Source organism: Stenotrophomonas sp. FW305-3-2-15-E-LB1 (assembly GCF_058787375.1).
On the sequence record NZ_JBYSZR010000004.1, the window covers coordinates 20,425 to 42,320 of the forward strand.

Sequence of the window (21,896 nt, forward strand, 5' to 3'; positions counted from 1 at the left end):
GTTGCCGGCCAGCGGCCGGCACTACCTGAGACGTGTTACTTGCGGGTGTAGTGCGCGACCAGGCGGTCGCCGAGCATCTGCAGCAGTTGCACCAGGATCAGCAGCACCACCACGGTGACCAGGGCCACGTCGGTGCGGTTGCGCTGGTAGCCTTCGCGCAGCGCCAGGTCGCCCAGGCCGCCCGAACCGATCGCGCCGCCCATGGCGGTGAAGCCGACCAGGGCGACGGTGGTGACCGTAGCGGCCGCAATCAGGCCCGGACGGGCTTCGGGCAGCAGCACCCGGGTCACCAGCTGCCAGGTGGTGGCGCCCATCGACTGCGCCGCCTCGACCACGCCACGGTCCACTTCGCGCAGCGCGGTTTCCACCAGGCGCGCATAAAACGGCGCCGCACCGATCACCAGCGCCGGCAACGTGCCGAGCACGCCGATCGACTGGCCCATCAACCACAGCGACACCGGAATCAGCACCACCATCAGGATGATGAAGGGCACCGAGCGCAGCAGGTTCACCACGATCGCCAGCACGCCATAGGCCAGCGGCCGGCGCTTCATCTGCGGCGCACCGAACACATACAGCAGCACGCCCATCGGCAGGCCGATGGCCAGGGTCAGCGGCAGCGAGCCGGCCATCATCAGCAGCGTCTCGATGGTGGCCTTGCCGATATCCACCCACTTGTCCGCATCCAGGTGGCGGAAAAAACCTTCAGCAGTGGCGACGATCATCGGCGCAGTTCCTCAACGTGCACGCCGGCAGCCACGAACGCGGCCTGCGCGGCGGACTGGTCACCGCCCACCAGGGCGACCACCAGCTGGCCATACGGGGTGTCCTTGATCCGGTCGATGCGGCCGGACAGGATGTTGTAGTCGACGCCGGTCTGCCGCGCCACGCTGCCCAGCAACGGCTCGTAGGTGTCGCCGCCGAGGAAGGTCAGGCGCACGATGCGGCCGCCGACCACGTCGAAATCACGGTGCAGCGTGCCCTCGTCCACATGCTCCGATTCGCTGACGAAACGGCGGGTGGTCGGGTGCTGCGGGTGCAGGAAGACCTGCGTGACCGGACCGGTTTCCACCAGCTGCCCGGCATCCAGCACGGCCACGCGATCGCAGACGCGACGGATCACATCCATCTCGTGGGTGATCAGCACGATGGTCAGGCCCAGCTCGCGGTTGATCTTCGACAGCAGCGACAGCACCGACGCCGTGGTCTGCGGGTCGAGCGCACTGGTGGCCTCATCGCACAGCAGGATCTGCGGGCGGGTCGCCAGCGCCCGGGCGATGCCCACGCGCTGCTTCTGGCCGCCGGACAGCTGCGCCGGATACTTCGCCGCGTGGTCCTGCAGGCCCACGGTCTGCAGCAGCTCGGCCACGCGCGCGTCGATCTCGGCCCTGGCCATGCCGCCCAGTTCCAGCGGGAAGGCCACGTTGCCGGCCACGGTGCGCGAGGACAGCAGGTTGAAGTGCTGGAAGATCATGCCGATGCGCCGGCGCAGCGCGCGCAGCCCGTCGGCATCCAGCGCGGTGATGTCTTCGCCGCCGATCAGCAGGCGCCCACCGCTGGGTTCCTCCAGGCGGTTGATCATGCGGATCAGGGTCGACTTGCCCGCGCCGGAATGGCCGATGATGCCGAACACTTCGCCGGCCTCGATGGTCAGGTCCAGCGGTTGCAGCGCGCTGACTTGGCGGCCGGCAACGGCATAGGATTTGTGCAGGCGCTGGAACTCGATCACGGGCGTGGCTCACCGGCGGGGCGATGGAAGGGGCGTGCAGCCTACCAGCGCCGGCGGTTGCGCGCCTGCGCCTTGGGCCAGAATGTTATTCCTTTTGGTTCTAAGATTGCCGTGAACCTTCGCAACCGGTAGTGCCGGCCGCTGGCCGGCAGCTCTCCCGCAGAAGGCGTTGCCGGCCAGCGGCCGGCACTACCTCCGGGTTCAGGGATGGTCCAGCGGCTTCGGCGGCTGCACCCGGTTCAGGCGCTCGCGGTGCAGCAGGTACAGCCCCGAGGCCACGATGATCGCTGCGCCGGCCCAGGTGTAGCCGTCGGGCAGCTGGCCCCAGAAGGCCAGATCCCAGCCGATCACCCAGACCAGGCCGCTGTATTCCAGCGGCGCGATCATCGACGCCTCGCCCAGCTGGAAGGCGCGGGTCAGGGCGATCTGCCCCAGCGCACCGGCCAGGCCCATGCCGGCGATCAGCGGCGCATGGGCCAGCTGCAGCGGCACCCAGCCCGGCAATGCCAACAGGCCGGCCCCGATGGCCATGATGACCAGGAACCAGACCACCATCGACTGCGAGGTATCGGTGCGGGTGAGCAGGCTGACGGTGATCGCGGCGATGGCATAGGCCGTGGCGGCCGCCAGCACCATCAGGCCGGGGATGGAGATGAAACCATCCACGCCCGGCCGCAGCACCACGATCACCCCCAGCAGGCCGACGCCGATGGCCACCCAGCGCCGCGGCCCGACGCGCTCGCCCAGCAGCGGCACCGACAGGGCGGCGATCAGCAGCGGGGCTACGAAGTAGATGCTGTAGGCGGTGGATAGCGGCAGATCGCGCAGGGCGAACACGAAGCAACCGATCATCGCCATGCCCAGGCCGCCGCGCAGCAGGTGCAGGCCCCACCGGCGGGGGATGAGCGACCGCGGGCCGGCGCTGGCCAGCACCCAGACCAGCACGAAGGGCAGCGAGGCGGCCCCACGCAGGAACGTGACTTCCAGCGACGGATAGCTGGACGACAGCTGTTTCATGCCGGCGTCCATCAGCGAGAAGCAGGCCACGGCGGCGACCATCCAGGTCACCGCGCGAGAGGGGGAGCGTTGCGCGTTCATGGCCCATTATCGCCGACCGCGTGGCCGGCCGGGCGCCGGGCATGGGCGCCGCGATAGAATGGCGGCCACTGAATTCCGCGGAGCCAGCCCATGCCTTCCTTCGACGTCGTGTCTGAAGTCGACACCCACGAACTGACCAACGCCATCGACCAGGCCAACCGTGAACTGGCCACCCGCTTCGACTTCAAGGGCGTGGAAGCCAAGTTCGAGCGCGAGGGCGATGTCATCAACCAGTCCGCACCGACCGAGTTCCAGCTCAAGCAGATGAACGACATCCTGCGCGCCCGCCTGGCCGCGCGCGGCATCGACGTGCTGAGCCTGGAGTTCGGCGACATCGAGACCAACCTGGCCCAGGCCCGGCAGAAGATCACCGTCAAGCAGGGCATCGAGCAGAAGATCGCCAAGAAGATCGCTGCCGCGCTGAAGGAAGCCAAGCTGAAGGTCGAAAGCCAGATCAACGGCGACAAGCTGCGCGTGCAGGGCAAGAAGCGCGACGACCTGCAGGACGCCATCGCGGTGCTGAAGGCCGGCAAGTTCGAGCTGCCGCTGCAGTTCAACAACTTCCGCGATTGATGGATGCCGCCGGGCATGGCCCGGCGCTACCCGGGGGATCGCACGATTGATGGATGCCGCCGGGCATGGCCCGGCGCTACCCGGGGGATCGCGCGATTGATGACCCGGCGCGCCCCGGGCCGCCGCGGTAGCGCCGGGCCATGCCCGGCGGACTGCCCGCTCAATCGCGCAGCAGCTTGTACAGCGTGGTGCGCGAAATACCCAACTGGCGGGCGGCCAGGCTGAGATTGCCTTCGGCCGCCTGCGCCGCACGCCGTGCGGCTTCGCGCTGCTGCTGGCGCAGTGGCACGTCGGCCACGGCCACCGTGGCCGCTGCCCGGGTGCGCAATGCACGCGGTGCCCGCAGGTGCTGCAGGTAGACCGCACTGCCCTCGCCCAGCCGCACCCGATGCGCCGGCCCGGGCTGCAGCAGGCGACGGCGCTGCGCCGCACTGGCGCCGGCAAACACCGCCTGCATCGACAGCAGCGGCAACGGCCCACGGCGCGGCAGGCCCAGCAGGCGCCGCGCCACCCGGTTGGCCGCCCGCAGCTGCCCATCGTCCTGCACCGCCAGCAGCCCCTGCAGCGGCGTGGCCAGCCAGCGCGGATCGTGCTGCACGGCCAGCAGATGCACATCGGCCAGGCCCTGGAACAGCCGGTTCTCGCTGGCCAGCGCGGCCTGCCGGAAGTAGCCCTGCAGCAGCGCCGGATCACGTTCGCCCAGCCCGGTGATGTCGATCGCCCCGCAGACCTGGCCATCGAGGTCATGCAGCGGCTCGCTCAGGCAGAACACCGGCGCGAAGCGCTGCAGGTAATGTTCATTGCCGCGCACCAGCGCCGGCACATCGTCGGCCAGGCTGACCGCCGGCGCGGTGGTGCCGATCTCGGCCTCACCCAACCGCCGCCCGACCTGGATCGGCCGCAGCAGCGGCGCATCTTCCAGGCCATGCGCCTGCTGCGCGATGACCAGGCCCTCGCGGTTGGCGCAGAACATCGTCCAGCCACGGCCACCGAAAGCGGCCCACAGCTGTTCCAGCTCGGGCTGCACGCAGCGCGCAAGCCGCCGGTCTCCGGGATCGCGCAGGCGCAGGCCATCGCCCTGCAGCGGCGGGTAGTAAGGCTCCTGCCCCGGCTGCACGCCGGCCGCGCGCGAACGCTGCCACGAGTGCTGCAGCGGCAGCGGCAACATGGCCAAGGACTGCACATCGCCTTCCGCGAACGCAGCACGCGCGGCGACCAGCTGTTGTTGCCCGACTGTCGTGGCCATCATGGAAGCAGAGTACACCCGCGCATGGCATGCCCGCGTAGCCGTGCCGACCAACGGTCGGCACCCACCAACTGCAGTGCCGACCAACGGTCGGCACCCACCAACAGCGGCCGGCAACCGGGGGTTATGCGGCGATCCGCAGGATCGGCTTCAGGGTGATCCCGCGCGTGCTGTCCTCGGCCGCCTGGTTGATCTGCTCAAGCGGATAGAACTTCACCAGCTTGTCGAACGGGAACCGCCCCTGCAGGAACAGCGTCACCAGCTGCGGGATGAACACCTGCGGCACGCTGTCACCTTCGACGATGCCGCGGATGCTGCGCCCGCCCAGCAGCAGGTTGTTCACATCGAAACTGGCCGTGGTGCCCAGCTTCGGCGCACCCACCACGCCCATCATGCCCAGCCCGCCCAGCGCCTCGATGCCGGCCGACAACACCTCCGGGCGACCGGTCGATTCCAGCGCGAAATCCGCACCGCCACCGGTGATCGCACGCACCGCTTCCACCACATCGGTTTCGCGGCTGTTGACCACGTGGGTCGCGCCCAGTTCCAGCGCCAGCTCCAGGCGCGAAGGCACCACGTCGATGGCGATGATGGTGGTGGCGCCGGCCACCTTGGCCGCCATCACCGCACTCAGGCCCACCGCGCCGGCACCGTAGCTGGCGAAGCTGCTGCCCGAGCGCACTTTCAGCGAATTGAGCACCGCCCCGGCACCGGTCTGGATGCCGCAGCCCAGCGGGCCCAGCAGTTCCAGCGGCGCATCGTCGGGCACCTTGATCGCGTTGATCTCACGCGCGATGGCGAAGGTGGCGAACGAGGACTGCGCGAAGAAATGATCGTGCAGCGGCTGGCCCTGCGCATCGGTGATGGCGGTGTGGCCGTGGCCATCATCGCCACCGAAGTTGAGCCCGAAGAAATCCTTGCAGTAGGCACCGTGGCCACTGCGGCAGGGATTGCAGTGGCCGCAGGCGCCGTAGGTCAGCACCACGTGGTCGCCCACCTTCAGATCGCGCACGTTCGGGCCCACCGCTTCAACGATGCCCGCGCCTTCATGGCCGAGCACCGCCGGCAGCGGCACGGGGTAGTACTGGTCGCGCACGATCAGATCGGTATGGCACAGGCCGGTGGCCACCACCTTCACCAGCACCTCGTCGTCCTGCGGGCCGCGCAGCCGCGCCTGCTCGATGACGAAGGGCTGTTCCTTGCCGCGGACCACGGCGGCGGTGATCTCACGCGTTGCGGTGTTGTCGTTCATCGTGATGGTTCCTTCGATCAGATCGGGTAGGCGGGCGCTTCGCCCTTGACGGTCAGCCACTGCCACTGGGTGAACTCTTCCCAGTTGGCCGGGCCGCCGATGCTGGTGCCGTTGCCGGACGCACCGACGCCGCCGAAAGGATTGATCACTTCGTCGTTCACCGTCTGGTCGTTGATGTGCAGCAGGCCGGTGCGCAGGCGCTCGCCCAGCTTCAGCGCGCGGCCGACGTTGCTGGAGACGATCGCCATCGACAGGCCGTACTCGCTGTCGTTGGCCAGCTGCACGGCCTGGTCGTCATCATCGAACGGCACCACCACCGCCACCGGCGCGAAGATCTCTTCGTTGAACGCCGGGTTGTCGGCGGCCACGTTGCCGAGCACGGTGGGCGCGAAGAACAGGTCCTGGTGGGTACCGCCGGCTTCCAGCGTGGCGCCGGCCTTCACCGCGTCGGCCACCACGCGGGCGGCATGGTCGCGCTGGGTGGCATTGATCAGCGGGCCGATCGCCACGTCCTCGCGTGCCGGGTCGCCCACCTTCAGCGACTTCGCCTTGGCCACCAGCTTTTCCAGGAACGCGGCATGGATCTTCCTGTGCACCAGCACGCGGCCGGTGGCCATGCAGATCTGCCCCTGGTGCAGGTACACGCCCCAGGCAGTATTGGCCACGGCCAGGTCGAGGTCGGCATCGTCGAGGATGATCAGCGAATTCTTTCCACCCAGTTCCAGCGAGACCTTCTTCAGGTGCTTGCCAGCCGCTTCGCCCACCTTGCGGCCTGCGGCGGTGGAACCGGTGAACTGGATCATCGCCACGTGCGGGTCGCTGGTCAGCGCGGCACCGGCGGCGCCATCACCGGGCAGCATGTGCAGCACGCCGGCCGGCAGCCCGGCCTGTTCAAACAGGCGCGCGATGACCGCGCCGCCGCAGACCGCCGTGCGCGGATCCGGCTTGAGCACCACGGCATTGCCCAGTGCAATGGCCGGAGCCACCGCACGCATGGCCAGGTACAGCGGGAAGTTGAACGGCGAAATGACCCCGACCACGCCCAGCGGGCGGCGGCGGGCCAGGTTCAGCCGGCCCGGTTCGGACGGCAGGATTTCACCGGTGCTGCGCGAAGGCAGCGCGGCCGCTTCGTGCAGCGCCTTGATGGTCACCTTGGCCTCGAAGCCGGCCTTGAGGCGGGTCGAGCCACTTTCGCGCACCAGCCAGTCCACCAGGGTGTCGATGTTGTCTTCGGCCAGTCGCGCGGCCTGGCGCAGCACCTGGGCGCGCTGTTCGTACGGGGCGGCCGCCCAGGCCTGCTGGGCCTGCGCCGCAGCGGCGGCCGAGGTGGCGACCTGGGCGGCGTCGGCCAGCCCGACCTCGCCGAGCGTCTGGCCGGTCGCCGGTTCGATCACCGGCTGGCGCTGGGTGGCGGCCTGCCACTGGCCGTCGAAGAAGGCGCCGGACCAGAGTTCGTCCGGCAGCCACGGGGAAGATGGAGTCATGGGGTGTCCTCCTGTGTCGTGCGTCCATTGCACGTCTGGCCCGCCGCGCAGGCAATCGGCCATCGGTGCGATATCGGCAAGCGCTTGAATGGATGGGACTTTCCAGCATCGCCACTGTCCAGTGCGTGGACAGTGAACGCCGCGACGCCGGACGACTGCCTACAATGGCGGCCCCCGCCAGCCGAAGCGCCCGCCATGACCGACACCGCCCTGCCCACCGACGACCCGATCGCCGCCACCCGACTGTGGCTGGAGCGGATCGTGATCGGTCTGAACCTGTGCCCGTTCGCCAAGGCGGTATACGTGAAGGACCAGGTGCGCTTCGTGCTCAGCGACGCCACCACGTCCGAAGCGCTGGTGGAACAGCTGGCCGAGGAACTGGTGCTGCTGCGCGATACCCCGGCCGAGCAGATCGACACCACGCTGATCGTGCACCCGCAGGTGCTGACTGATTTCCTCGACTACAACGATTTCCTGGACAACGCCGACGCCGCCATCGAGGCGCTGGACCTGCAGGGCATCCTGCAGGTGGCCAGCTTCCATCCGGATTACCAGTTCGATGGCGTGGCCGCCGACGATGCCAGCAACTACACCAACCGCGCGCCCTTCCCCACCCTGCACCTGCTGCGCGAGGAAAGCGTGGAGCGCGCCGTGGACGCCTTCCCGGACCCGGACGTGATCGTCGAGCGCAACATCCAGACCCTGGACCGCATCGGTGTGGCCGGCTGGCACCGTCGCCTGCGCGGCGAAGACCTGTCATGAGCGCGGCCCCGCCCATCGCCGCGTGGCCGGCGGCACCGCTGCAGGGCAAGGTGGTGCTCATCACCGGTGGTGCCAACGGCATTGGCCGTGGCATCGCCCAGGCCGTGCTGGGCGCCGGTGGCCGCGTGCTCATCGGTGATCTGGACGTGGAAGCGGGCCAGGCCTGCCTGGACGAATGGCAGCGGGGCGACGATGCCGCGTTCCAGCGCCTGGACATCGCCGACGAAGCCAGCGTGCGCGCCTTCATCGGCGTGGCAGAGCAGCGTTTTGGCCGCATCGATGGCCTGGTCAACAATGCCGGCATCGCTGGCCCGCACGGCACCGCACTGCAGGACATGGACTGGGACGAGTGGCAGCGGCGGCTGTCCTCGCTGCATGGCGCGTTCCTGTGCAGCAAGCACGCGCTGCCCGCGCTGAAAGCCAGTACGGCCGGTTCGATCATCAACGTCGCCTCCACCCGCGCCTGGCAGTCCGAAGCGAACAGCGAAGCCTATGCCGCGGCCAAGGGCGGGCTGGTGGCCTTCACCCATGCACTGGCGATCAGCGCTGGCCCTGCGGTGCGGGTGAACAGCATCAGCCCCGGCTGGATCGGCACCACGGCCTGGCAGGCGCCCTCGCGCCGGCATGCGCCGGACTATTCGGCCACCGACCACGGCCAGCACCCGGTCGGCCGCGTGGGCGAACCCGAGGACATCGGCGCACTGGCGGTGTACCTGCTGTCGTCGCTGTCCGGTTTCAGCACCGGCCAGGATTTCATCGTCGACGGCGGCGTGACCCGGAAGATGATCTACGCCGAATGACCGGCGTGCGGTAGCGCCGGGCCACGCCCGGCGGCTCTTTTTGCCGCGCCGCGCTGCGCGCTCGCCGGGCATGGCCCGGCGCTACCGGGACGGACCGTCGGTCGCGCCCGCGGTCGGTAGTGCCGGCCGCTGGCCGGCAGATGCGTGAATGGCGACGACGTGCCAATCAAGGCAGGTTCCAGTAGATCCACGCCATGCGTGGATGACACCAACGCGGTTACGCCATGCCCGAATGGCGCAGCAACGCATCGATCTGCGGCGCGCGGCCGCGGAACGCCTTGAAGTTCTCCGCCGCGGGGCGGCTGCCACCACGCGAGAGGATCTCATCGCGGAAGCGCGCACCGGTTTCGGCCAGCGCCTGCGGCGCTTCTTCAAACGCCGCATAGGCATCGGCGCTGAGCACCTCGGCCCACTTGTAGCTGTAGTAACCGGCCGCGTATCCACCCGCGAAGATGTGGCTGAACTGGTGCGGGAAGCGATTCCAGGCCGGCGGATGGTTCACCGCCACTTCGCTGCGCACGCGGTCCAGCAGCGCCAGCACGCTGTCCTGCGCCGGTTCGAACTGGCTGTGCACCAGCATGTCGAACAGGCCGAATTCCAGCTGGCGCACGGTGGCCATGCCACTGTGGAAGTTGCGCGCGGCCAGCATGCGCTCGTACAGCGCGCGCGGCAGCGGTTCGCCCGTGTCCACGTGCGCGGTCATGCCCTGCAGGTGGTCCCATTCCCAGCAGAAGTTCTCCATGAACTGGCTGGGCAGCTCCACCGCATCCCATTCCACGCCGTTGATGCCGGCCACGCCCAGTTCGCCGATACGGGTCAGCAGCTGGTGCAGGCCGTGGCCCATTTCATGGAACAGGGTGGTCACTTCGTTGTGGCTGAAGGTGGCCGGCTTGCCGTTGGCACCGCGGCCGAAGTTGCACACCAGGTAGACCAGCGGCGTCTGCACGCTGCCATCGGCGCGCGCGCGGCGGTTGCGGCAATCATCCATCCACGCGCCACCGCGCTTGCCTTCGCGCGCATACAGATCCAGATAGAACTGGCCGACCAGCGCGCCCTGCGCATCGACCAGGCGGAAGAAACGCACGTCCTCGTGCCACACCGGCGCGCTGTCGTCCTGCACGCGCAGGCCATACAGCTGCTCGATCACCGAGAACAGGCCGCCCAGCACCTTCGGCTCGGTGAAGTACTGCTTCACCTCCTGCTCGGAATAGCTGTAGCGCGCCTGCTTCAGGCGGTCGGCGGCGAATGCCAGGTCCCAGGCCTGCAGGCTGTCGATGCCCAGCTGCTCGCGAGCGAACTGTTCCAGCTCGGCGCGGTCCTTGCCGGCGAACGGCTTGGCACGGGCCGCCAGGTCACGCAGGAAGGCCAGCACTTCGGCCGGGTCCTGCGCCATCTTGGTGGCCACCGAGTAATCCGCGTAGGAGGCAAATCCCAGCAGTGCGGCCAGTTCCGCGCGCAGGGCGAGGATGCGGTCGATGTTGCCGCCGTTGTCCAGCGCCTCGTCGCCGAATTCGGATGCACGCTGCGCGCTGGCGCGGTACAGGATCTCGCGCAGGTCACGGTCCTCGCCCCAGGTCTGCACGGGCAGGTAGCACGGCATCTGCAGGGTCAGTTTCCAGCCGGTCTTGCCGTCTTTTTCGGCGGAGGCACGCGCAGCGGCCTTGACGTCGTCCGGCACGCCGGCCAGGCGCGCTTCGTCTTCCACGATCAGCGACCAGGCATCGGTGGCGTCGAGCACGTTCTGCGAGAACTTCGCCGACAGCGCCGACAGCTCCTCCTTGATCGCAGCGAAGCGCTGCTGCGCGTCGGCGTCCAGTTCGGCACCGCCCAGGCGGAAATCGCGCAGGGTGTTTTCCAGCACCTTGCGCTGGGGCTCGTCGAAGCTGGCCGCTTCCGGGCTGGCGGCCAGTGCCTGGTACTGGCGGTACAGCGCCAGGTTCTGGCCCAGCGCGCTGGCGAAGCGGGTGACCCGCGGCAGGTTGTTGTTGTAGGCCTCGCGCAGTTCGGGGGTGTTGACCACGCCCTGCAGGTGGCCGACCAGGCCCCAGGCGCGCCACAGGCGTTCGGTGGCATCGTCCAGCGGGGTCACGAAGGTCTCCCAGCGGACCGGCTGCACCTGCTCGGCGGCGCTGACGGCGGCTTCGGCCTCGGCCAGCAGCACATCCAGCGCCGGCCCCACGTGCTCGGGGCGGATCGCCTCGAAGGGCGGCAGGCCGGAAGCATCGAGCAAGGGGTTGGCAACGGTCACGGCAGATCTCCAGGAAACGGGCCCGGCTGGCGGGCAGCCCTGTCGATATGGCGCTGGCGGGGCCGCCAGACAAGGGGGTGGGCATTCACGTCGGCCTTACGGGCCCGCGCCGAAGCTGGCGGTGCGGGGGAGACCGCAGCGGTACGTCACGAGGAGGCCCCACATGGAAGGTCTGGCTCCAAGCACCACCGCCTCATCCGCCCGTTCGCTGGCCTTGACGGCCACCACGGACGAGCTGTCATGGATCGCCGCGCTGTGCGATGCCGGTGACGATGCGCCGCGCCACCTCGCCCAGCTGAAAGCCCTGCAACGCCAGGGCGGCCGGCTCAGTGAAACGCAGGAATGGTATCCGTTCGAAGTGATCGAACGCGGTGCCAGCCGCCTGCAGCCCGGGCACGAGCGCGAGTTCGTGATCTGCGTGCTGCTGTGGCTGAAGGCGCTTGCCCAGGGCCGCGCCAGCGTGCTGGACCCGCACCTGCACCAGGACGACCGCGCGATGGACATCGAGGCGTTGCCCGACGCACTTCGCGACATCCTGCTGGATGCCTACATGGATGCGGGGTATTGAGCGCCGAGGGGCCGGTGACCGGTGACCGGTGACCGGTGACCGGTGACCGGTGACCGGTAGAGTCGACTGTTAGTCGACTATCGCGTGCAACGCGGGATTTTCGCGGTCTGAGCAGAGAGCAGTCGACCAACAGTCGACTCTACCGGTCGAGGCTCGTGCAGCCTGCCGCGTTACAACGCTTCCAGGCTGCACCACGGCAGCGCGGGCAGGCCCTGCCCGGCCACGGCTGCGGCCAGCTGCGCGTCGGCACCGTCCACATCGATGCCCTGGCGGCCATACCACGCCGGGTCGTAATAGCTGTGCGCGTAGCGCTCGCCGGCATCACACAGAATGCTGACGATGCTGCCCTGGTGGCCGGCCTCGCGCATCCACTGCGCCGCCTGCAGCACGCCGATGAAATTGGTGCCGGTGGAACCACCGACACGGCGGCCGATCTGGCGGCTGACATGGCGCATCGCCGCCAGGCTGAGTGCATCGGGCACCTTCACCATCGCATCGACGCTGGTCGGGATGAAGCTCGATTCCACCCGCGGCCGGCCGATGCCTTCCACCCGCGAACCGCCGCTGCAGGTCAGCCCGCGCCAGTCCGGCTCGCCCGCCACCGCGGCCTGGTAGCCATCGAAGAACACCGATACTTCCGGGTCCGCGCAGAGGATGCGCGTGTCGTGCCGGCGGTAGCTGACGTAACGGCCGAGCGTGGCCGCGGTGCCACCGGTGCCGGGGCTGCACACGATCCACTCCGGGATCGGGCTCGGCTCCTCGGCCATCTGCTTGAAGATGGACTCGGCGATGTTGTTGTTGGCGCGCCAGTCGGTGGCCCGCTCGGCGTAGGTGAACTGGTCCATGAAGTGGCCGCCGGTCTCGCGGGCCAGCCGTTCCGAATCGCAGTTGAGGTCGCAGGCGCGCTCGACCAGGTGGCAACGGCCGCCGTGGAACTCGATCGCGGCGATCTTCTCCGGCGAGGTCGTGGCCGGCATCACCGCAATGAACGGCAGGCCCAGCAGGCGCGCGAAGTAAGCTTCGGACACCGCGGTCGAGCCGCTGGAGGCCTCGATCACCGGCCGCCCCTCGCGCAGCCAGCCATTGGCCAGCGCGTACAGGAACAGCGAGCGTGCCAGCCGGTGCTTCAGGCTGCCGGTGGGGTGGCTCGATTCATCCTTGAGGTACACGTCGATGCCATCGAACCCGGGCAGCGCCAGCGGGATCAGGTGGGTATCGGCGGAACGGTTGAAATCGGCTTCGATCTTGCGGATGGCGGCGGCCACCCATTCACGCTGCGACATGGCGGGCAATCGTTGTCAGGACGGAACGGTGCGATCCGTCCATTGTACGTCGCAGTGCCGTCAGGTGGCGGCCGGTAGAATGGCCCCATCCGGCCAACACGGCCCTGTCTGAAGGACTTTCCCCCATGACCCTTCCCGCCCTGCGCGATATCCCCGGCGTGGCTGCCCAGGCCCCGGCCGAAACCCACGGCTTCGTGTTCAACCACACCATGCTGCGGGTCAAGGACATCACCGCCTCGCTGGACTTCTACACCCGCGTGCTCGGCTACCAGCTGATCGACAAGCGTGATTTCGCCGAAGCCCAGTTCAGCCTGTACTTCCTGGCCTACGTGCCGGCCGGCGTGGCCGTGCCCGAGGACGATGCCACCCGCCGCGTGTGGATGGCTGGCCTGCCGGGCGTGCTCGAGCTGACCCACAACCACGGCACCGAGACCCAGGACGGCCCGGTCTACCACGACGGCAACAGCGACCCGCGCGGCTTCGGCCACATCTGCGTGTCGGTGCCGGAACTGGAAGCGGCCTGCCAGCGCTTCGAAGACCTGGGCGTGCCGTTCCAGAAGCGCCTGACCGACGGCCGCATGAAGAACATCGCCTTCATCAAGGACCCGGACGGCTACTGGGTCGAGATCATCGCCAACGCCTGACCGGCCGCGCCAGGCGCTCGCCGGGCACGGCCCGGCGCTACCACAGCGGTCCCCTTCTTGTAGAGGTACGCATGGAAACGATGGAACTGCATCGCGGGCGCCTGATCGATCATCTGCAGCTGGTGGTGCGCGACCTGGCCGCCAGCCGCCGCTTCTACCAGGCGGTGTTCGACAGCATCGGCATTCCCATTGCCGGTGAAGGCCCGGACTATTTCTGGGCCGACGAGCTGTTCATTTCCACCGCCAGCAGCGAAGCCGCCGCCGGCCAGCTGACCGGCCGCCACCACCTCGCCTTCCAGGCCCGCGACGCGGCCACGGTCGATGCCTTCCACACCGCCGCCCTGGCCGCTGGCGGCACCGACAACGGCGCACCGGGCGAACGCCCCTACCACCCGGGCTACTACGGCGCCTTCGTGCTCGACCCGGACGGCAACAACATCGAAGTGGTCTACCACGGCCCGGCCACGTACAGCGCGGATTCGGTGAAGGTCAGTTTCTGATTCCAGCGCTGCGTGCTCGCCGGGCATGGCCCGGCGCTACCCACCAGAAACGCCGGGCGTGGCCCGGGGCCAACAACGAAGAAGCCGGGCAGTGCCCGGCTTCGTTCGTCCTGCGTGGCTGCCTCAGTGGGCCGCCATGTAGATGTCCTGCAGCACGGCTTTTTCCAGCTCCAGCTCGCCCAGCACGTTCTTCACGATATCGCCCAGGCTGAGGATGCCGATCAGGCGGTTGCCATCGGTGACCATCAGGTGGCGGCGGCGCGAGTAGGTCATCAGGGACATGGCCTGCTTCAGCGTGGCCTCCGGTGCGATGCCTTCCAGGCCGGTGGTCGGCACGGTGGAAATCACCCGGCGGCCGGCCTGCGGGCCGTCGTCGGCCAGGCTGCGCACGATGTCCTTTTCGGAGATGATGCCGACCGGCACCTCGTCCTTCATCACCACCAGGGCAGCGATTTTATTCGCGCTCATCTTGTGGGCGGCGGCACCGATGGTGTCTTCCGAATCGATGGTGATGACAGCTTCTTTCTTGGATTGCAGGAGTTCGCGGACGTTCATTCTTGTTTCCTGGTGCAGGTCACTGAAGTCAAAAAAGTGTGCTCTTCCGAATCGCCCCCTCCCCGGGAACAGACCTTTCAGCGCACGTCTGGCGCACGGGGTGGCCGCGGGACTGCATCGGCCAGCACGGTGCTGCAACGCGAACGAGGCCGGTGAAGGGCAACCCGCAGGGGCCTCGGACGATTCGATTCTACGACTGCCCTGCCCGGCCACTACCGGCACCGATGGGACGCTTCGTCGTGGAACCTGTCGACGATTCCGAGAATCGCACCCGCGGCAAAACCGGCGCTGAATACAGCGCTTTCAAGCGGCTCAAGTTCGCCACCGCGCGGCCGACGCACGCGCAACCGCCTGACCGTGCAAAGTCAGGTCGGTGCAGGCTGGCCGTCAGGCGGTATGTGCGGCCGGCGGTGCCGGCGGCGGCAGCGGCCGCGCGCGGGTGGCCCACCAGCACAGCAGCGAACCGGCGGTGACGCAGGCCACGCCCTGCACGAAGCCCATGCCCGGCTGCAGCGACAGCCACACGCTGCTCCACAGCACCGACAGCACAGGCGCGAAGTAGGAGAAGATCGCCATCGAGGTGACGTTGCCGTGCTGCAGGCCATGGTTCCAGCACGAATAGGCGGTGGCGGTCAGCAGGCCGAACACCGCCACCTGGGCCAGGCCGCCCCAGTGCAGGTGCAGCGGCGGCGCATCGCCCAGCGCGTACTTCAGCCACAGCACCACGGCGGTGGCGACCATGAACAACGGCACCGCATTGCGCGAGCCACCGATGCGCTTGGTCACCACCGAATAGGTGGCCCACATGCACGAGGCCGCCAGCGCCAGCGCGTACGCCAGCGGGTTGCTGCGAAGGTTGGCCAGCAACATCGCCGGCGACCACGCGCCTTCGCCGGTGATGACCAGCACCACGCCCAGCAGGCACAGCACGGTGGCCGGCAGCAGCAGCCAGTTGCCGCGCTGCATGCGGGTGAGAACGGTCAGCAGCACCGTCAGGCAGGGCCACAGGTAATTGATCATCACCAGTTCCAGCGCCTGCCCACGGTGGTGGGCCATGCCGATGGACAGCGACAGCGAGATCTCGGTGCCGATGAACAATGCACCGCCGATCAGCAGGTAGCGACGCGGCAGCTGCGAGGGGCGCGGCACGCCCAGGATGAGCGCCGAAAACACCGCGGCAGCGGTAAAGACCAACGCGGCGCCACCGACCGCACCGAAGATCTCGGTGATCGTGCGCAGCATGCCCAGGACCGGGCTCCACAGCAGCACGGCGCTGGCGCCGATGAGGGTGGGAAGATGGGGTGACGCGGAGGCGCGCAGGGCGCGGAAGCCGTACATGGGGGCGACGACAACTAAGGGCGTTTCGGTTGAAAGGCACGCGCAGCGATGCGCCCGGCCCCGACAGCGGGACAGGCAGGTCATGCGGACGCGTGGGTCCTGGGGAGTGCGCTGGTCCGTAGCGACGTCCCCGGAACGCCCCGGCACTGTGCGTTGCAGGGGGGTACGGCGGGAGGCGGGTTACAGCAGCCGACTGGCCGAGGCGGATTGTACGCCTTCGATGCTGCGCCGCAATATGGCGCTGTTCATCCAGGTGGCTTTGCGTAGAATTCCCGGCCCGCATGCAAAGGAATGACTGCAATGACGCTGTCCCCCACCCGCACATTCGCCCCGATCATCGCTGCCCTGCTGGCCATGCCGGCGGCACAGGCCGCCACGACCATCGACGCGGCGCACTGGCAGAAGCTGGCACCGACCCTGCAGGCCGCGCTGGAATGCCGCGCCGACCCGGATGCCGCCGCCAAGGCCCTTGCAGGCCTGTCCAGCAAGCTGGATGGCACCGACGAACCGATCAAGCCGCCCGTGCCGTTCACCGTGTTCGGCCTGCACGTCCGCTCGGTGTCGGTCTACATCGATCCCGATGGTGAACTGGGCGCCAGCTACACCGCCCAGCTCTCGGCCAACGCCGCCGCGGTACGCACCGCCTCCAAGCTCGGCCGCAAGCCCGAGCGCGATACCAGCATGGGTGTGCTGTCGATCGCCCAGGACGGCTCGGCACAGCTGACCTGCCTGGTCTATGGCGGCTACGACGAGCGCGGCTACCAGGAACCCTGAGGCACCTGCCAGACGCGCGCCGGCTCCGTCACAGCGGGGCTGGCGCGTGCAGTGACGCACGCGCGCACACCAACAACTGCGCAATCGCGGCACCCGCCGCCTGCAGGAAGTGCTCTACCTGCGGGTGCAGCGCGCAGCCGCCGTTGTACGCCTCCTCAAGCCGTTTTCCTTCGTCGGCCAACGCAATCAGACCGGTCACCGCCAGCCCACCGGTGATGCGGTGGATGCGCCGGCGCACCTCCCCGGCCTCCCCCGCCAACAGTGCCTGCCGAAGGGCGGGCGCATCCTCACCGAACGCGACGGCGAGAACATCGACCATCTGCACGGCCACCGCCGCGCCCCCCCAACTGGCGGCAGAGCGCCTGCCAGGCGTGGTCCGCCACCGCCTGCAGCGCGTCCGGGGCACCCGTGTCGCAGGCTCGCCCTTCGAAGGATGGCACCGAGCCCGATGGCGGCCCAGCCTCCTCGCCCCCCAGAAGCAGCATCATCGTGGAACGAAGCGCCGCGATATCAAACGGCTTCAGCAGCACACCGTCCGCCCCGGCCGAGGTGCATGCCTGCATGACCGCGTCGGACGTGCTGGCCGTCATCGCCACCATCGGCAGCCGCGCCATGGCTGCATCGTCCGACCCGCGCACGGCCCGCATCAGCGCATAGCCATCCATGCCGGCCATCTGGCAATCGGTCAGCAGCAGATCAATGTCGCCCGCGCGCTTCAGCTTCTCCAATGCCTGTGCACCGTCGGCGGCCACAACAACGTCCTGGCCCAGGATATCCAGCCGGTACTGCATCATCAGCCGGTTCGCGGCATCGTCTTCGGCCACCAGCACGCGCCAGCGGCGGGGCATGGGCGGCGTCGCCTCCTCCGCATGCTCTCCGGCCTGCCGCTGTGCCAGCGGCGCCTCCAGGACGAAGCTCACCTCGGTGCCGCGGCCGAGCGCACTGCTGATGACCACGGTTCCGCCCATCAACTCGACCAGTCCCTTTACGATCGCCAGGCCCAGGCCGGTGCCACCGTGCTCCCGTGCAGTGGCAGCGGTTGCCTGCACGAAGGGTTCCAGCACACCCTGCAACTGTTCGGCGCTCATGCCGATGCCGGTATCGGCAACGGCAAAACGCAGCCGCTGCGTCGCTTCCCCGGGCTTCGGCGCAAGCACGTCAACGGACAGGTCAATCGAACCCTGCGCCGTGAACTTCGTGGCATTGCCCACCAGGTTCAACAGAATCTGGCGCAGCCTCAGTTCATCCAGCAGGTACACCGGCGCAAGATCACGATCAATCCGGATGTTGAGCTCAACGCCCTTGCGCCAGATGTCAGGCTCCATCAGCTCACCGATGCCCGACATCAGCGCGGTCACATCGGTCGCGGCCGGATTGAGCTGCATGCCACCGCCCTCCAGCCGCGAAACATCCAGCACATCGTCCAGCAGCAGCCGCAGGGTGCGGGTGGCCTCGCCGACGATGGCCAGGATGTCCGTCTGGTCCGGCGTCAGCTCCGTGCCATCCAGAATTTCGACCATGCCCATGATGGCGCTCATCGGGGTGCGGATCTCGTGGCTCATCGTCGCCAGGAATCCGGCCTTCGCCTCGGCCGCCCGTTCCGCCAGCGCCCGCGCCCGCTCCAGTTCGACCTCGGTGTCCTTGCGCCGCCGCACCTCGCGTGCAAGCCGCACCTGGTTCCAGCCCTGCACCAGGATGGCGGTCAGCAGGATGCCAAGCACCGGTGCCAGCCAGCGCCAGAGCGTGGCCCAGTCCACCCCGTTGCCGTAGCTCACTGCAATCCACTTGCTGCGCAGATCCTGCTTCTCGCCGGGATCCATCTGCGACAGCATGCGATCCATCACCGTCACCAACGGCGCATGCTGGCGCTGTACCGCGAAACTCAGCTCGTCGGAGAGCCCGGTCGTGGCCACCACCTCCAGTTGCCCCGAATGCCGGGCGCGGATCACCGCGTCGATGGCGGCCAGGTTGCCGACATAGACATCCACACGCCCCGCAACGACGTCCTGAAGGCCGCGCTCCGTACTCGGCACCGGCACCACCCGCGCCCGTGGTGCGACCGACTGCACATACCCCGCAAGCCGCTCCGGGTCGGACGACGCAACGCGCAACCCGTTCAGATCGCCCAGCGAACGGATATCGGCCCCATCCCGTGCAGCAACCACCACGTTGGCGACCGTTGCAAAGGGCTGGCTGTAGATCCAATCCCCGCCAAACCACGTGCCATCGCGCGGCACGGCCACCACCACGTCCACGGCCTCCTCGCGGATCGCCTCGCGGATGCTCTTCCACGGCGCCGGCTGCACCGGGCTGAACTGAGCGCCGATCACCCGCAGCTTGCGAAGGTATTCGCTGGCCAGCCCCGAGGGGCGCCCGCTCCTGTCGGCGAACGCAATCGGCGCGAAATCGCTGGGCCAGCCCACGCGCAACGTGTGGCGCATCGCCTGCTCTTCCTCGGCACTCAAGGCGAATTCGCCCCGTTCGTTCCAGGCAAGCGGGGCCAGCCAGCGGTCGCGGTACGCCTGCCGCTCGGCGGCGCTGAGCGAACCGAGCGCCTCATTCAAGGCCTCCACCAGCGGCTGCTTCGCATTGGGCACCGCAAAGTGCAGCAGATCGTTCGGCAGCCCACTCGGCCGCACCAGCGCCAACGCCTGGAAGCGCGGGTTCTGCAGCAGGCGCGTTGCCACCTGCGCGTCGCCCAGGAATACATCAGCGCTTCCCTCGGCAACCAGTTCCATCGCCTCCAGGGGCGCTGAAACGCCGATGTGCACAGCCTGGGGGAACCGCTTCCTCGCATACTCTTCCGTTGCAGCACCCGCCGTGGTCACCAGACGCACGCCCACCAGCGCGGGGTCGGCGCGCAGCTGCGGATCATGGGGGTACGCGATCAGCCCGACCGGGGCCTCTGCATAGGGGTCCGTATAGACCAGGCAGCGGGTGCGGCCGGCGCTCAGCGAGACGTTCATCAGCACGTCGACGCGGCCTGAGCAGGCGGCAGCCAGAAGTTCCTGGAAACCACTGAACCGCTCGAAGCGAAGCGTCAGCCCCAACCGCTTCGCCAGATCGGCAAGCAACTCCGGCGAGAGCCCCGCGGGCTGACCGTCTTCCGCCATTTCGAACGGAGGCCAGTTCCCCACGAACCCCACCACCGCCACCGGCCGTTCGGCGATGAACCGCTGTTGGGCAGGGCTGAGGTGTAGGGCCGAAGAGGCGTGGCCGCCGGCAGCAGAGGGTTCTTCCCCGCGCGCACCCGCAGGTGGTGCAAGCACGCACAACAGGAACAGGGCAGCAAGCGCCGCCACAAGTCTCCGGGTCAAGCCAGTGTTCTCCTTGCTGGGGTAGTTGGACGGTCACCGCTGCCGGCACGGCAGTCAGCCGGTGCGGACGCCCCCTCGCAGCGATCTCAGATAGGTATAGAGCTGCATGGTGTCCACCAGGCCCAGCTTCTTCATCGCACTGGTCTTCTGCTTGCTGATGGTCGCCACGCTGCGCGAGCTGCGCGCGGCAATGGCCGTGACCGAAAGGTTGTTTGCGAGCTGCCTGAGCACGTCGATCTCGGCCTTGGTCAACTCCGCTTCGGGAAGAGTGACCTCTGGGATCAGGTCTTCACCCTGGAAACTTTTTCCGACATGCGTACCGGCGCGTTCCACATTGCGCAGCGCCTCGAGCAGCTCGTCAACCTCGTCGCGCTTGGACACCACGCCACTGACGCCCAGCCCGACCAGGGCATCGACGATTACCGCGCTACCGGAAATCGTCATTACCACCACTCTGACCCTTGGGTAGCGGCGCCTGAGCAGCTTGATCAGCGCCAGGCCGTCGGTGGATCCCGCCTGCGCCATGCTGAGGTCAGTGATGACCAGATCCGCAGATTCCGCCTCGATGGCCTCGACCAGATCCCGGCCGTTTGCGACCTCTGCGACCACATCGCACCGCCCCCAGATCTCTGCAACCAGTTTCATTCCAAGACGCGCGGCAGGGTGATCATCAGCAACGACAACTCTGTACACGGCGCTCTCCCTAGGCACGTCTCAGCGGTGCTGCAACCTTGTTCCCAGTCCCACGATAATTCAATGCAACTACTTGGATATTCCCCTTCTGGGGCGCAGTTCCGGAATTATCGTCGCGGTATGTGCGGCGCCGATTGACGCATTTGGCGCCACTCATTGCTTCTGTAGCGCCGAGCCTATGCTCGGCTGCGTGCGACGAGCCGAGCATGGGCTCGGCGCTACAGGTTTGTCGCAATCTGCACGCATCGACGGCTTTCGCAACGTCGCTGCAAATATTCGTACTTTTTCTATTTTGAAATTTTCCTCATTGGCAGCACGGGTGCCCAATGCGAATCATGTACCGCCACCGAAAACGGGTGGCACGGGCTTGCAATCCCGTCTGATAAACGTAGTTACGCTTGTCTGCCGGCGTCGCCCATCCCCTGTGGGTGGCGCCGGCAGGCATTCTGCCCCCGCCTCCATGGCGGGCGGTGCGTGGGGGCTTCGGCCCGCCGGCGTTTCGCTACGTTTTTCACCGGTATTGCAACCACGCACCGTCCGCCGCCCTCGCCGTCAAGCAGGGCGGCTTCTTCGCTACATGCATAAGGAAGCCGTCATGAGCACTACACGTTACCCCTACCTCTTCGCCACCCTGGGCGAAGCCGCCAACACGCTGCCCGATGAACTCGCCCGGCCGCTGGAAACCACCCTCTCCGCCCAGCAGGAGGGCATCACCCTGCTGGGCAGCCTGCAGCGCATCCGCCAGGTGGACGCCGCCGATGGCCAGCCGCTGCGGCGCAAAGGGCGCAGCACGGCCCAGTGCATGGCGCTGGCGCGCATCAACCGGGCGAATGCCGGTCTGACCGTACTGCTGGAACTGCTGCATGCCAGCGAGCGCGTGCGCGAGGATGGCGATGAGGCGCAGCAGATCGGCAACGACGTGCGCGAGGGCCTGCTGCTGGCCTGCCGTGGGTTGTCCGAGTATGTGGACGAGCAGGTGCAGGCCGCCTGAGGCATTCCGCCGGGCATGGCCCGGCGCTACCGGCGAGGGTC

Annotated in this window: 21 protein-coding genes; 8 read left to right on the top strand and 13 right to left on the bottom strand. The window is 68.1% G+C overall.

Annotated features, from left to right (window positions below; genetic code table 11):
* Positions 1-35: 35 nt before the first annotated feature.
* The 3 genes from AC3WL7_RS04495 to AC3WL7_RS04505 form a co-directional block, all read right to left on the bottom strand.
* Positions 36-725 carry a methionine ABC transporter permease gene (locus AC3WL7_RS04495; RefSeq protein ID WP_079223454.1) on the bottom strand — a complete coding sequence of 230 codons (690 nt, stop codon included), beginning with the start codon at positions 723-725 and terminating at the stop codon, positions 36-38.
* Positions 722-1,729, bottom strand: coding sequence for a methionine ABC transporter ATP-binding protein (locus AC3WL7_RS04500; protein ID WP_079223455.1), 1,008 nt, complete (start codon positions 1,727-1,729; stop codon positions 722-724). Before AC3WL7_RS04500 ends, AC3WL7_RS04495 begins: the two co-directional genes overlap by 4 nt.
* 201 nt (positions 1,730-1,930) lie before the next feature.
* Positions 1,931-2,827, bottom strand: coding sequence for a DMT family transporter (locus AC3WL7_RS04505; RefSeq protein ID WP_492749492.1), 897 nt, complete (start codon positions 2,825-2,827; stop codon positions 1,931-1,933).
* Positions 2,828-2,917: 90 nt separating this feature from the next.
* Between AC3WL7_RS04505 and AC3WL7_RS04510 the strand changes: the two genes are divergently transcribed.
* Positions 2,918-3,400: a YajQ family cyclic di-GMP-binding protein gene (locus AC3WL7_RS04510; RefSeq protein WP_079223459.1), complete on the top strand. Its 483-nt coding sequence runs from the start codon at positions 2,918-2,920 to the stop codon at positions 3,398-3,400.
* A 160-nt stretch (positions 3,401-3,560) separates the two neighbouring features.
* Here the strand turns inward: AC3WL7_RS04510 and AC3WL7_RS04515 are convergent, their stop codons facing one another.
* The 3 genes from AC3WL7_RS04515 to AC3WL7_RS04525 all read right to left on the bottom strand — a co-directional run bounded on the left by AC3WL7_RS04515 (position 3,561) and on the right by AC3WL7_RS04525 (position 7,382).
* Entirely contained in the window at positions 3,561-4,646 is a 1,086-nt protein-coding gene (locus AC3WL7_RS04515) for a helix-turn-helix domain-containing protein (RefSeq protein ID WP_492749493.1), read from the bottom strand.
* Positions 4,647-4,770: 124 nt separating this feature from the next.
* Complete coding sequence (locus AC3WL7_RS04520) at positions 4,771-5,898, bottom strand: NAD(P)-dependent alcohol dehydrogenase (RefSeq protein WP_492749494.1); 1,128 nt, start codon at positions 5,896-5,898, stop codon at positions 4,771-4,773.
* 17 nt (positions 5,899-5,915) lie between these two features.
* Positions 5,916-7,382: a benzaldehyde dehydrogenase gene (locus AC3WL7_RS04525; RefSeq protein ID WP_492749495.1), complete on the bottom strand. Its 1,467-nt coding sequence runs from the start codon at positions 7,380-7,382 to the stop codon at positions 5,916-5,918.
* A gap of 195 nt (positions 7,383-7,577) precedes the next feature.
* Between AC3WL7_RS04525 and AC3WL7_RS04530 the strand changes: the two genes are divergently transcribed.
* Together AC3WL7_RS04530 and AC3WL7_RS04535 are read left to right on the top strand one after the other, a co-directional pair.
* Positions 7,578-8,144 carry a DUF1415 domain-containing protein gene (locus AC3WL7_RS04530; protein ID WP_492749496.1) on the top strand — a complete coding sequence of 189 codons (567 nt, stop codon included), beginning with the start codon at positions 7,578-7,580 and terminating at the stop codon, positions 8,142-8,144.
* The gene (locus AC3WL7_RS04535; RefSeq protein ID WP_492749497.1) at positions 8,141-8,944 is read left to right on the top strand and encodes an SDR family oxidoreductase; all 804 of its coding nucleotides are present in this window, start codon (positions 8,141-8,143) and stop codon (positions 8,942-8,944) included. The genes AC3WL7_RS04530 and AC3WL7_RS04535 overlap by 4 nt, the downstream gene beginning before the upstream one ends.
* Before the next feature lie 217 nt (positions 8,945-9,161).
* Here the strand turns inward: AC3WL7_RS04535 and AC3WL7_RS04540 are convergent, their stop codons facing one another.
* Positions 9,162-11,192, bottom strand: a complete 2,031-nt coding sequence (locus AC3WL7_RS04540) for a M3 family metallopeptidase (RefSeq protein ID WP_492749498.1) — start codon at positions 11,190-11,192, stop codon at positions 9,162-9,164.
* Between the two features lie 163 nt (positions 11,193-11,355).
* Between AC3WL7_RS04540 and AC3WL7_RS04545 the strand changes: the two genes are divergently transcribed.
* Positions 11,356-11,760 carry a hypothetical protein gene (locus AC3WL7_RS04545; protein WP_079223472.1) on the top strand — a complete coding sequence of 135 codons (405 nt, stop codon included), beginning with the start codon at positions 11,356-11,358 and terminating at the stop codon, positions 11,758-11,760.
* A gap of 170 nt (positions 11,761-11,930) precedes the next feature.
* On the opposite strand, the gene AC3WL7_RS04550 is transcribed toward AC3WL7_RS04545, so the two are convergent.
* A complete protein-coding gene (locus tag AC3WL7_RS04550) occupies positions 11,931-13,043 on the bottom strand; it encodes a PLP-dependent cysteine synthase family protein (RefSeq protein WP_108758881.1) in 1,113 nt (370 codons plus the stop codon).
* A 125-nt stretch (positions 13,044-13,168) separates the two neighbouring features.
* On the opposite strand from AC3WL7_RS04550, the gene gloA reads away from it, so the two are divergent.
* Both gloA and AC3WL7_RS04560 read left to right on the top strand, forming a co-directional pair.
* A complete protein-coding gene (gloA, locus tag AC3WL7_RS04555; protein ID WP_079223476.1) occupies positions 13,169-13,687 on the top strand; it encodes a lactoylglutathione lyase in 519 nt (172 codons plus the stop codon).
* A gap of 71 nt (positions 13,688-13,758) precedes the next feature.
* Positions 13,759-14,187, top strand: coding sequence for a VOC family protein (locus tag AC3WL7_RS04560; protein ID WP_295517303.1), 429 nt, complete (start codon positions 13,759-13,761; stop codon positions 14,185-14,187).
* Between the two features lie 123 nt (positions 14,188-14,310).
* On the opposite strand, the gene AC3WL7_RS04565 is transcribed toward AC3WL7_RS04560, so the two are convergent.
* Positions 14,311-14,742 (bottom strand): CBS domain-containing protein, encoded by a 432-nt coding sequence (locus tag AC3WL7_RS04565; RefSeq protein WP_079223479.1) that lies wholly within the window; start codon positions 14,740-14,742, stop codon positions 14,311-14,313.
* 387 nt (positions 14,743-15,129) lie between these two features.
* A complete protein-coding gene (yddG, locus tag AC3WL7_RS04570; protein ID WP_283221638.1) occupies positions 15,130-16,080 on the bottom strand; it encodes an aromatic amino acid DMT transporter YddG in 951 nt (316 codons plus the stop codon).
* 300 nt (positions 16,081-16,380) lie between these two features.
* On the opposite strand from yddG, the gene AC3WL7_RS04575 reads away from it, so the two are divergent.
* The gene (locus AC3WL7_RS04575) at positions 16,381-16,854 is read left to right on the top strand and encodes a hypothetical protein (RefSeq protein WP_283221639.1); all 474 of its coding nucleotides are present in this window, start codon (positions 16,381-16,383) and stop codon (positions 16,852-16,854) included.
* A 28-nt stretch (positions 16,855-16,882) separates the two neighbouring features.
* Here AC3WL7_RS04575 and AC3WL7_RS04580 read toward each other — a convergent pair whose 3' ends face one another.
* From AC3WL7_RS04580 to AC3WL7_RS04590, 3 genes are read right to left on the bottom strand one after another with little or no spacing between them, the layout of a single operon-like run.
* Positions 16,883-17,173, bottom strand: coding sequence for an Hpt domain-containing protein (locus AC3WL7_RS04580; protein ID WP_492749499.1), 291 nt, complete (start codon positions 17,171-17,173; stop codon positions 16,883-16,885).
* The gene (locus tag AC3WL7_RS04585; RefSeq protein ID WP_492749500.1) at positions 17,142-20,171 is read right to left on the bottom strand and encodes an ATP-binding protein; all 3,030 of its coding nucleotides are present in this window, start codon (positions 20,169-20,171) and stop codon (positions 17,142-17,144) included. The genes AC3WL7_RS04580 and AC3WL7_RS04585 overlap by 32 nt, the downstream gene beginning before the upstream one ends.
* A gap of 54 nt (positions 20,172-20,225) precedes the next feature.
* Entirely contained in the window at positions 20,226-20,864 is a 639-nt protein-coding gene (locus AC3WL7_RS04590; protein WP_492749501.1) for a response regulator, read from the bottom strand.
* Between the two features lie 595 nt (positions 20,865-21,459).
* Here AC3WL7_RS04590 and AC3WL7_RS04595 point away from each other — a divergent pair.
* Positions 21,460-21,855: a hypothetical protein gene (locus AC3WL7_RS04595; protein ID WP_492749502.1), complete on the top strand. Its 396-nt coding sequence runs from the start codon at positions 21,460-21,462 to the stop codon at positions 21,853-21,855.
* Positions 21,856-21,896 lie beyond the last annotated feature (41 nt).

Excerpts from the sequence above, each read along its gene's own strand:
- AC3WL7_RS04495 (WP_079223454.1), bottom strand. The coding sequence starts at position 725 with ATGATCGTCGCCACTGCTGAAGGTTTTTTCCGCCACCTGGATGCGGAC.
- AC3WL7_RS04505 (WP_492749492.1), bottom strand. The coding sequence starts at position 2,827 with ATGAACGCGCAACGCTCCCCCTCTCGCGCGGTGACCTGGATGGTCGCC.
- AC3WL7_RS04510 (WP_079223459.1), top strand. The coding sequence starts at position 2,918 with ATGCCTTCCTTCGACGTCGTGTCTGAAGTCGACACCCACGAACTGACC.
- AC3WL7_RS04515 (WP_492749493.1), bottom strand. The coding sequence starts at position 4,646 with ATGGCCACGACAGTCGGGCAACAACAGCTGGTCGCCGCGCGTGCTGCG.
- AC3WL7_RS04520 (WP_492749494.1), bottom strand. The coding sequence starts at position 5,898 with ATGAACGACAACACCGCAACGCGTGAGATCACCGCCGCCGTGGTCCGC.
- AC3WL7_RS04525 (WP_492749495.1), bottom strand. The coding sequence starts at position 7,382 with ATGACTCCATCTTCCCCGTGGCTGCCGGACGAACTCTGGTCCGGCGCC.
- AC3WL7_RS04530 (WP_492749496.1), top strand. The coding sequence starts at position 7,578 with ATGACCGACACCGCCCTGCCCACCGACGACCCGATCGCCGCCACCCGA.
- AC3WL7_RS04535 (WP_492749497.1), top strand. The coding sequence starts at position 8,141 with ATGAGCGCGGCCCCGCCCATCGCCGCGTGGCCGGCGGCACCGCTGCAG.
- AC3WL7_RS04545 (WP_079223472.1), top strand. The coding sequence starts at position 11,356 with ATGGAAGGTCTGGCTCCAAGCACCACCGCCTCATCCGCCCGTTCGCTG.
- AC3WL7_RS04550 (WP_108758881.1), bottom strand. The coding sequence starts at position 13,043 with ATGTCGCAGCGTGAATGGGTGGCCGCCGCCATCCGCAAGATCGAAGCC.
- gloA (WP_079223476.1), top strand. The coding sequence starts at position 13,169 with ATGACCCTTCCCGCCCTGCGCGATATCCCCGGCGTGGCTGCCCAGGCC.
- AC3WL7_RS04560 (WP_295517303.1), top strand. The coding sequence starts at position 13,759 with ATGGAAACGATGGAACTGCATCGCGGGCGCCTGATCGATCATCTGCAG.
- AC3WL7_RS04565 (WP_079223479.1), bottom strand. The coding sequence starts at position 14,742 with ATGAACGTCCGCGAACTCCTGCAATCCAAGAAAGAAGCTGTCATCACC.
- yddG (WP_283221638.1), bottom strand. The coding sequence starts at position 16,080 with ATGTACGGCTTCCGCGCCCTGCGCGCCTCCGCGTCACCCCATCTTCCC.
- AC3WL7_RS04575 (WP_283221639.1), top strand. The coding sequence starts at position 16,381 with ATGACGCTGTCCCCCACCCGCACATTCGCCCCGATCATCGCTGCCCTG.
- AC3WL7_RS04580 (WP_492749499.1), bottom strand. The coding sequence starts at position 17,173 with ATGGTCGATGTTCTCGCCGTCGCGTTCGGTGAGGATGCGCCCGCCCTT.
- AC3WL7_RS04595 (WP_492749502.1), top strand. The coding sequence starts at position 21,460 with ATGAGCACTACACGTTACCCCTACCTCTTCGCCACCCTGGGCGAAGCC.